This is a genomic window from Roseateles sp., from assembly GCF_046300915.1.
In the GTDB taxonomy this organism is placed as follows: domain Bacteria; phylum Pseudomonadota; class Gammaproteobacteria; order Burkholderiales; family Burkholderiaceae_C; genus Kinneretia.
In genome coordinates this window covers 1-6,865 of the sequence record NZ_JBKCLH010000137.1, presented here as the reverse complement: position 1 = coordinate 6,865, position 6,865 = coordinate 1, and the positions used below count along the sequence as shown (strand labels likewise).

6 protein-coding genes are annotated in these 6,865 nt (G+C 67.0%); 4 read left to right on the top strand and 2 right to left on the bottom strand.

Going from position 1 to position 6,865, the window contains the following annotated elements; all coding sequences use genetic code 11:
- Nucleotides 1-191 precede the first annotated feature (191 nt).
- The 4 genes from ACK5F2_RS10255 to ACK5F2_RS10240 all read left to right on the top strand — a co-directional run bounded on the left by ACK5F2_RS10255 (nt 192) and on the right by ACK5F2_RS10240 (nt 5,316).
- A complete protein-coding gene (locus ACK5F2_RS10255; protein WP_409864473.1) occupies nt 192-2,489 on the top strand; it encodes an NADP-dependent malic enzyme in 2,298 nt (765 codons plus the stop codon).
- 381 nt (nt 2,490-2,870) lie between these two features.
- Nucleotides 2,871-3,266, top strand: a complete 396-nt coding sequence (locus ACK5F2_RS10250) for a ribonuclease domain-containing protein (RefSeq protein ID WP_409864474.1) — start codon at nt 2,871-2,873, stop codon at nt 3,264-3,266.
- Nucleotides 3,267-3,323: 57 nt separating this feature from the next.
- Nucleotides 3,324-3,719 carry a barstar family protein gene (locus ACK5F2_RS10245; protein ID WP_133601986.1) on the top strand — a complete coding sequence of 132 codons (396 nt, stop codon included), beginning with the start codon at nt 3,324-3,326 and terminating at the stop codon, nt 3,717-3,719.
- Between the two features lie 304 nt (nt 3,720-4,023).
- A complete protein-coding gene (locus ACK5F2_RS10240; protein WP_409864472.1) occupies nt 4,024-5,316 on the top strand; it encodes a solute carrier family 23 protein in 1,293 nt (430 codons plus the stop codon).
- 18 nt (nt 5,317-5,334) lie between these two features.
- Here the strand turns inward: ACK5F2_RS10240 and rsmA are convergent, their stop codons facing one another.
- Both rsmA and ACK5F2_RS10230 read right to left on the bottom strand, forming a co-directional pair.
- On the bottom strand, nt 5,335-6,108 hold the full coding sequence (gene rsmA, locus ACK5F2_RS10235) for a 16S rRNA (adenine(1518)-N(6)/adenine(1519)-N(6))-dimethyltransferase RsmA (protein WP_409864471.1): 774 nt from the start codon (nt 6,106-6,108) through the stop codon (nt 5,335-5,337).
- Between the two features lie 10 nt (nt 6,109-6,118).
- A partial coding sequence (locus ACK5F2_RS10230; protein WP_409864470.1) for a peptidylprolyl isomerase occupies nt 6,119-6,865 on the bottom strand: 747 nt, incomplete at its 5' end.

Genomic DNA, 6,865 nt, shown 5'->3' with positions numbered 1-6,865 from the left:
GGGCGGGGGCGCGGCGGGCGCCAGGTGTTGCGGTACATCCATGCAGGGCGCAGTATCCTGTGGGCTCATGCCGAACAGATGCGCAGTTTCGCGTATCCGAGGCTGCGATTCCCGCGCCACACTGCAGGCTTTCGCACGGCTCCCTACAATCCCTGACCCGCTTTCGCGGTGCTCAGACATCGAATACGCCTATGCCCACGTCCGAAGAAAAACGCGCCCAGCTGCGCCAAGCCGCGCTGGAGTACCACGAGTTCCCGACCCCGGGCAAGGTGGCCATCGCGCCGACCAAGCAGCTGGTGAACCAGCGCGACCTGGCCCTGGCCTACTCGCCCGGCGTGGCGGCGGCCTGCGAAGAGATCGTGGCCGATCCGGCCAATGCCTTCCGCTACACCTCGCGCGGCAATCTGGTGGCCGTGATCACCAACGGCACCGCCGTGCTGGGCCTGGGCGATATCGGCCCGCTGGCTTCCAAGCCGGTGATGGAAGGCAAGGGCGTGCTGTTCAAGAAGTTCGCCGGCATCGATGTCTTCGACCTCGAGATCGACGAGAAGCACGACCTGGACAAGCTGGTCGATGTGATCGCCGCGCTGGAGCCCACCTTCGGCGGCATCAATCTGGAAGACATCAAGGCCCCGGACTGCTTCTATGTGGAGCGCGAGCTGCGCAAGCGCATGAAGATCCCGGTCTTCCACGATGACCAGCACGGCACGGCCATCGTCGTGGGCGCAGCCCTGCTCAACGGCCTGAAGGTGCAGGGCAAGGACATCAAGTCGGTCAAGCTGGTGACCTCGGGCGCGGGCGCCGCGGCCCTGGCCTGCCTGAACCTGCTGCTCAAGCTGGGCCTGCCGCGCGAGAACATCTGGGTGACGGACCTGGCCGGCGTGGTCTACGAGGGCCGCACCGAGCTGATGGATGCCGACAAGGCCCAGTTCATGCAGAAGACCGAGGCCCGCAGCCTGCGCGAGGTGATCGCGGGCGCGGACGTGTTCCTGGGCCTGTCGGCCGGCGGCGTGCTCAAGGCCGATATGGTGGCCAGCATGGCCGCCAAGCCCCTGATCTTCGCCCTGGCCAACCCCACGCCCGAGATCCTGCCCGAGGAAGTCAAGGCGGTGCGCGACGACGCCATCATGGCCACCGGTCGCACCGACTACCCCAACCAGGTCAACAACGTCCTGTGCTTCCCCTACATCTTCCGCGGCGCCCTGGACTGCGGCGCCACGACCATCAATGACGAGATGGAAATCGCGGCGGTGCACGCCATCGCCGAGCTGGCCCAGGCCGAGCAGAGCGAGGTGGTGGCCGCAGCCTATGCCGGCGCCAACCTGAGCTTCGGCCCCGAGTACCTGATTCCCAAGCCCTTCGATCCGCGGCTGATGATGAAGATCGCCCCGGCCGTGGCCCAGGCGGCCGAGGCCTCGGGCGTGGCCAGCCGCCCGATCCAGGACAAGGAGGCCTATCTGGAGAAGCTGCAGAGCTTCGTCTACGCCTCGGGCACGACCATGAAGCCCATCTTCAACCTGGCCAAGCGCGCGCAGCACAAGCGTGTGGCCTACGCCGAGGGTGAAGAGGAGCGCGTGCTGCGCGCGGTGCAGGTGGTGGTGGACGAGGGCCTGGCCCGACCCACCCTGATCGGCCGCCCGGCCGTGATCGCCCAGCGCTGCGAGCGCTTCGGCCTGCGCCTGCAGGAGGGCCGCGACTACGATGTGGTCGACACCGAGTACGACGAGCGCTACCGCGACTACTGGCAGACCTATCACCAGATGGCCGAGCGCAAGGGCGTGACCCAGCAGCTGGCCAAGATCGAGATGCGCCGCCGCCTGACCCTGATCGGCTGCATGATGCTGCACAAGGGCGAGGTGGACGGCATGCTCTGCGGCACCTGGAGCACGACCTCCATGCACCTGCAGTACATCGACCAGGTCATCGGCAAGCGCGCCGGCGTCAAAAACTTCGCCTGCATGAACGGCCTGCTGCTGCCGGGACGCCAGGTCTTCCTGGTGGACACCCACGTCAACTACGACCCCACGGCCGATCAGATCGCCGAGATCACCGTCATGGCGGCCGAGGAGCTGATGCGCTTTGGCATCCGCCCCAAGGCAGCCCTGCTCTCGCACAGCAATTTCGGCTCCAGCAACAGCCCCTCGGCCCTGAAGATGCGCGAGGCCCTGGGCCTGATCCAGGCCCAGGCGCCCTGGCTGGAGGTGGACGGCGAGATGCATGGCGACACCGCCCTGGACGCCAACTACCGCGCCCAGCTGATGCCGCGCTCCACCCTCAGCGGCGAGGCCAATCTGCTGGTGCTGCCCAATATCGACGCCGCCAACATCAGCTACAACCTGCTGAAGACGGCGGCCGGCGGCGGCATCGCCATCGGCCCGGTGCTGCTGGGTGCGGCCAAGCCCGTGCATGTGCTGACACCATCAGCCACCGTGCGCCGCATCGTCAATATGACGGCCCTGACCGTGGCGGACGCCAACGCCGCACGCTGATCGAACCGCGGGGCCCCGGCGGCCCCGCCTCGGTGCATCGCCCCGCCGTGCCGCTGGCCTGAAGCGGCACGCCGGGGCGCGCTTTTTCCACCCTCACTAGGCCCCGCGTGGCTGGCCGCTGCCGCAAAACTGCGCACCACGGCGGTGCATACCCCCCGGGCCAAGCACGGGCCTTTACAAAAGTTTGTAAGAGCTCACCGGAGGGTTTTACGGCGCCGCAGCGCCATGAATTCGGCCTCCCGGCCGAGTGTGTGCGCACGCTAACAAAACCCTTGATTGCGCTCTAAGTGCCGGTCCCGGCTTGAGCTTTTCGGGCTCATTCGGTACCATCTTGCTTTCAAAGTTCAGGGTAAACCCGTGTTTTTGCTCGATCGGTCACCGATGTGGCCATCTTGGCGCAGGCTAGGACTGGCCGCCACCTTGGTGGCGACGCTGGTCTCCGGCGCCCCGGTGCAGGCCAAGCCGCCGACCGATGCGACGCAGGACACGGTGGCTTTGGCAGATCTGCCTCGCGAAGCCCGGCACACGCACCGTTTGATTCTGGCCGGGGGTCCTTTCCCCTACGAGAAAGACGGCAGCGTGTTCGGCAACCGCGAACGCTTGCTGCCCGCCAAGGCCAGGGGTTACTACCGCGAATATACCGTCAAGACGCCCGGCTCCCGTGATCGGGGAGCGCGTCGACTGGTCTGCGGCGGCATACCTCCCACCACACCCGACGCTTGCTATTACACCGACGATCACTACAACAGTTTCAGGCGTGTGATTCCCACACCCTGAAGCCAGCGCAGTGAGCGGCGGCCAGAGTTCTTGTGACTATCTAGGAGGATCGCGACCATGCTTTTGCAGAACGTCCGTCCCAATATCGTGCAGGCCATACGGGCCTACCGCGTGGAGGACTTGATGCGCGCCGCCCAGGAGGCTGGCCATCACTTCCTCTACGCCAATCTGAGCGAGGCTCAGTCGAAGCAGGATGTGCTGGAGCTCATCGCCCAGTCCTTCCTCTTCCCGGCACATTTCGGCAAGAACCTGGACGCCCTGCATGACTGCATGACCGATCTGGTCCACAAGTCCGGCGCGCAGCCGGGCTTCGTGGTGGTGCTGGAGCAGCTGCCCGACAACATCCGCTTCGACCGCGAGGCCCGCGAGCAGCTGCTCGATGTGTTCCGCGACACGGCCGATTACTGGGCCGACCGCAAGGTCCAGTTCCGGTGTTTCTATTCTTTTCAGTAGCCCGCTCCCAAGAAAACGGGTCATGGGAGCGGGCTACTGAGGTGGCCCCGGTTGCTGAGAAGCCCGCTGCAAAGAGCAGCAAGACAGCGGCGAACGCCAACTTCGGCATGAACATGCCGATGATGAGCAGTGCCTTTGATACCTCCATGTGGCTCAGCGCCGCATGAGCGAGCGGGGCCCGCGCCCCGCTGCCGCAGCAAGCACAAGGCCTCCGCAACGCGGAGGCCTTTTTCTTTGGTAATCCCGGGTGGCGCGCCTGGCCGCCACTCCTACACTGCCCCACGTCACAACAAGAGCAAAACCCATGAGCAACAACGCCCTGTTCCGCTGGCGCGAAGTCAGCCCCGCCCCCGACGCCGTCGTCGCCCCCGATGAGCGCCTGCCCTGGCCCCAGACCCTGGCCATGGGCGTGCAGCATGTGATCGCCATGTTCGGCGCCACCGTGCTGGCCCCCATCCTGATGGGCTTCAATCCCAATGTCGCCATCCTCATGAGCGGCATCGGCACCCTGATCTTCTTCCTGCTGGTGGGCGGGCGCGTGCCCAGCTATCTGGGCTCCAGCTTCGCCTTCATCGGCGTGGTGATCGCGGCCACGGGCTATGCAGGCTCGGGCGCCAACGCCAATCTGGGCCTGGCCCTGGGCGGCATCATCGCCTGCGGCCTGCTCTACACCTTGATTGGCTTCGTGGTCATGGCCACGGGCACCCGCTGGATCGAGTCCCTGATGCCGCCGGTGGTGACCGGCGCCGTGGTCGCCGTCATCGGCCTGAACCTGGCGGGCATTCCCATCAAGAACATGGCGCCCACACCTTTTGACGCCTGGATGCAGGGCCTGACCTTTATCAGCGTGGCGGCCGTGGCGGTGTTCACCCGCGGCATGGTGCAGCGTCTCTTGATCCTGGTCGGCCTGATCATTGCCGCCCTGATCTATGCGCTGCTGACCAATGGCCTGGGCCTGGGCAAGCCCATCGACCTCAGCGGTGTCGCCAACGCCGCCTGGTTCGGCATGCCCAGCTTCACCGCCCCGGTCTTCGACGGCAATGCCATCCTGCTGATCGCACCGGTGGCCCTGATCCTGGTGGCCGAGAACCTGGGCCATGTGAAGGCGGTCGGCGCGATGACGGGCCGCAATATGGATCCGCTGATCGGTCGCGCCTTCGTGGGTGACGGCATTGCCACCATGGTCTCGGGCTCGGCCGGCGGCACCGGCGTCACCACCTATGCCGAGAACATCGGTGTGATGGCCGCCACCAAGATCTACTCCACCGCGGTCTTCGTGGTGGCGGCCCTGATTGCCGTGCTGCTGGGCTTCAGCCCCAAGTTCGGCGCCCTGATCCAGGCCATTCCGCTGGCCGTGATGGGCGGGGTGTCCATCGTCGTCTTCGGCCTGATCGCCGTGGCCGGCGCCAAGATCTGGGTGGACAACAAGGTGGACTTCTCCGACAACCGCAATCTGATCGTCGCGGCCATCACCCTGGTGCTGGGCACGGGCGACTACACGCTGAAGTTCGGCGGCTTCACCCTGGGTGGCATCGGAACCGCCACCTTCGGCGCGCTGATCCTGTGGGCCCTGCTGGGCCGGGGCCGACGCGCTTGATTCGGAGCTCGGCGCCGTTCAGGCGCCGACGGCCTGCGCCAGCGCCACGTACTCGGCCACCGGGACCTCCTCGGCGCGGCGCTGCAGGTCGAAGTGGCCGCCATAGCCGCGGGCTTCGAGCCAGCGACCCAGGCTGTGACGCAGCAGCTTGCGGCGCTGCGAGAAGGCGCTGGCCACCAGTTCTTCGAGCAGGGCCGGATCCAGCGTGGCGGGCTGCTCATAGGGCAGCATGCGCACGATGGCCGAGTCCACCCGCGGCGGCGGATCGAAAGCCTCGGGCGGGACGTCCATGATGGACTCCACCTGATAGCGCCACTGCAGCATCACCGACAGGCGGCCATAGTCCTTGCCGCCGGGGCCGGCGGCCATGCGGTCCACCACTTCCTTCTGCAGCATGAAGTGCTGGTCGACCACACGGTCGACAAAGGTCAGCAGGTGGAACAGGATGGGCGTCGAGATGTTGTAGGGCAGATTGCCCACCACGCGCAGCTTGCGCCCGCGGGCCTCGGCCAGCGCGCCGAAGTCCACCTTCAGCACGTCCGACTCGACCACCTCGATATGCTCGCGCTTCCTCATGCGCGCGGCCAGATCACGGTCCAGCTCGACCACCGTCAGCGGCCGGCTGCTGGCCGGCATGCGCTCCAGCAGGGGCAGGGTCAGCGCGCCGAGCCCGGGGCCGATCTCGACCAGGGCATCGCCCTCGGCCGGGGCGATGGCATCGACGATGCCATCAATGATGACGCGGTCGGTCAGAAAGTGCTGACCGAAGCGCTTGCGCGGGATATGGGCCATTGAGTGCTTCTTACTGCCACTCGCGCAGCTCGACGAAGGCCCGGGCGCGCAGGTCGCGCACCCATTCCTTGTAGGCGTCTTCGTACTTCTGCTCGCGCAGGGCATTGCGGGCCTGCTCGCGCAGCTGCTTGGGGTCCACCTCGACTTCGCGGCGCTCCTCCACCTTGATCAGGTGCAGGCCGAAGCGCGAGACCACGGGGTCGGACAGCCCGCCCACGGGCAGGGCGTTCATGGCCTCCTCGAACTCGGGCACGAAGGCGCCCGGCGCGACCCAGCCCAGATCACCGCCCTGAGGCGCACTGCCGTCCTCGGAGTTGTCGCGGGCCACGGCCTCGAAGCTGACACGGCCCGCCTCGATGGCGCGCTTGAATTCCTGCAGGCGCTGCGCGGCCAGCTCGGCCGGCAGCTGGGGCGAGGGGCGCAGCAGCACATGGCGGGCGCGGGTCTGGGTCACCAGATTGCCGGCCTCGCTGCCGTCGCGGCGCTGCACCAGCTTGAGCACATGGAAGCCGGCGCCCGAGCGCAGCAGCTGGGGCGCCAGCTCGCCACTCTTGAGGTCACGCACAAAGTCCACAAAAGCATCGGGCAGTCGGTCGGCCTGGCGCAGACCGATCTCGCCACCGCGGGCCTTGTTGCCGTCTTCCGAGACCTCGCGAGCCACGGCGGCGAAGTCCTCACCGGCCTTGACGCGCTGCAAGGCCGCCTCGGCCGTGGCGCGGCGCTCGGCCACCACGCCCTCGGCCGCGCCCTCGGGCAC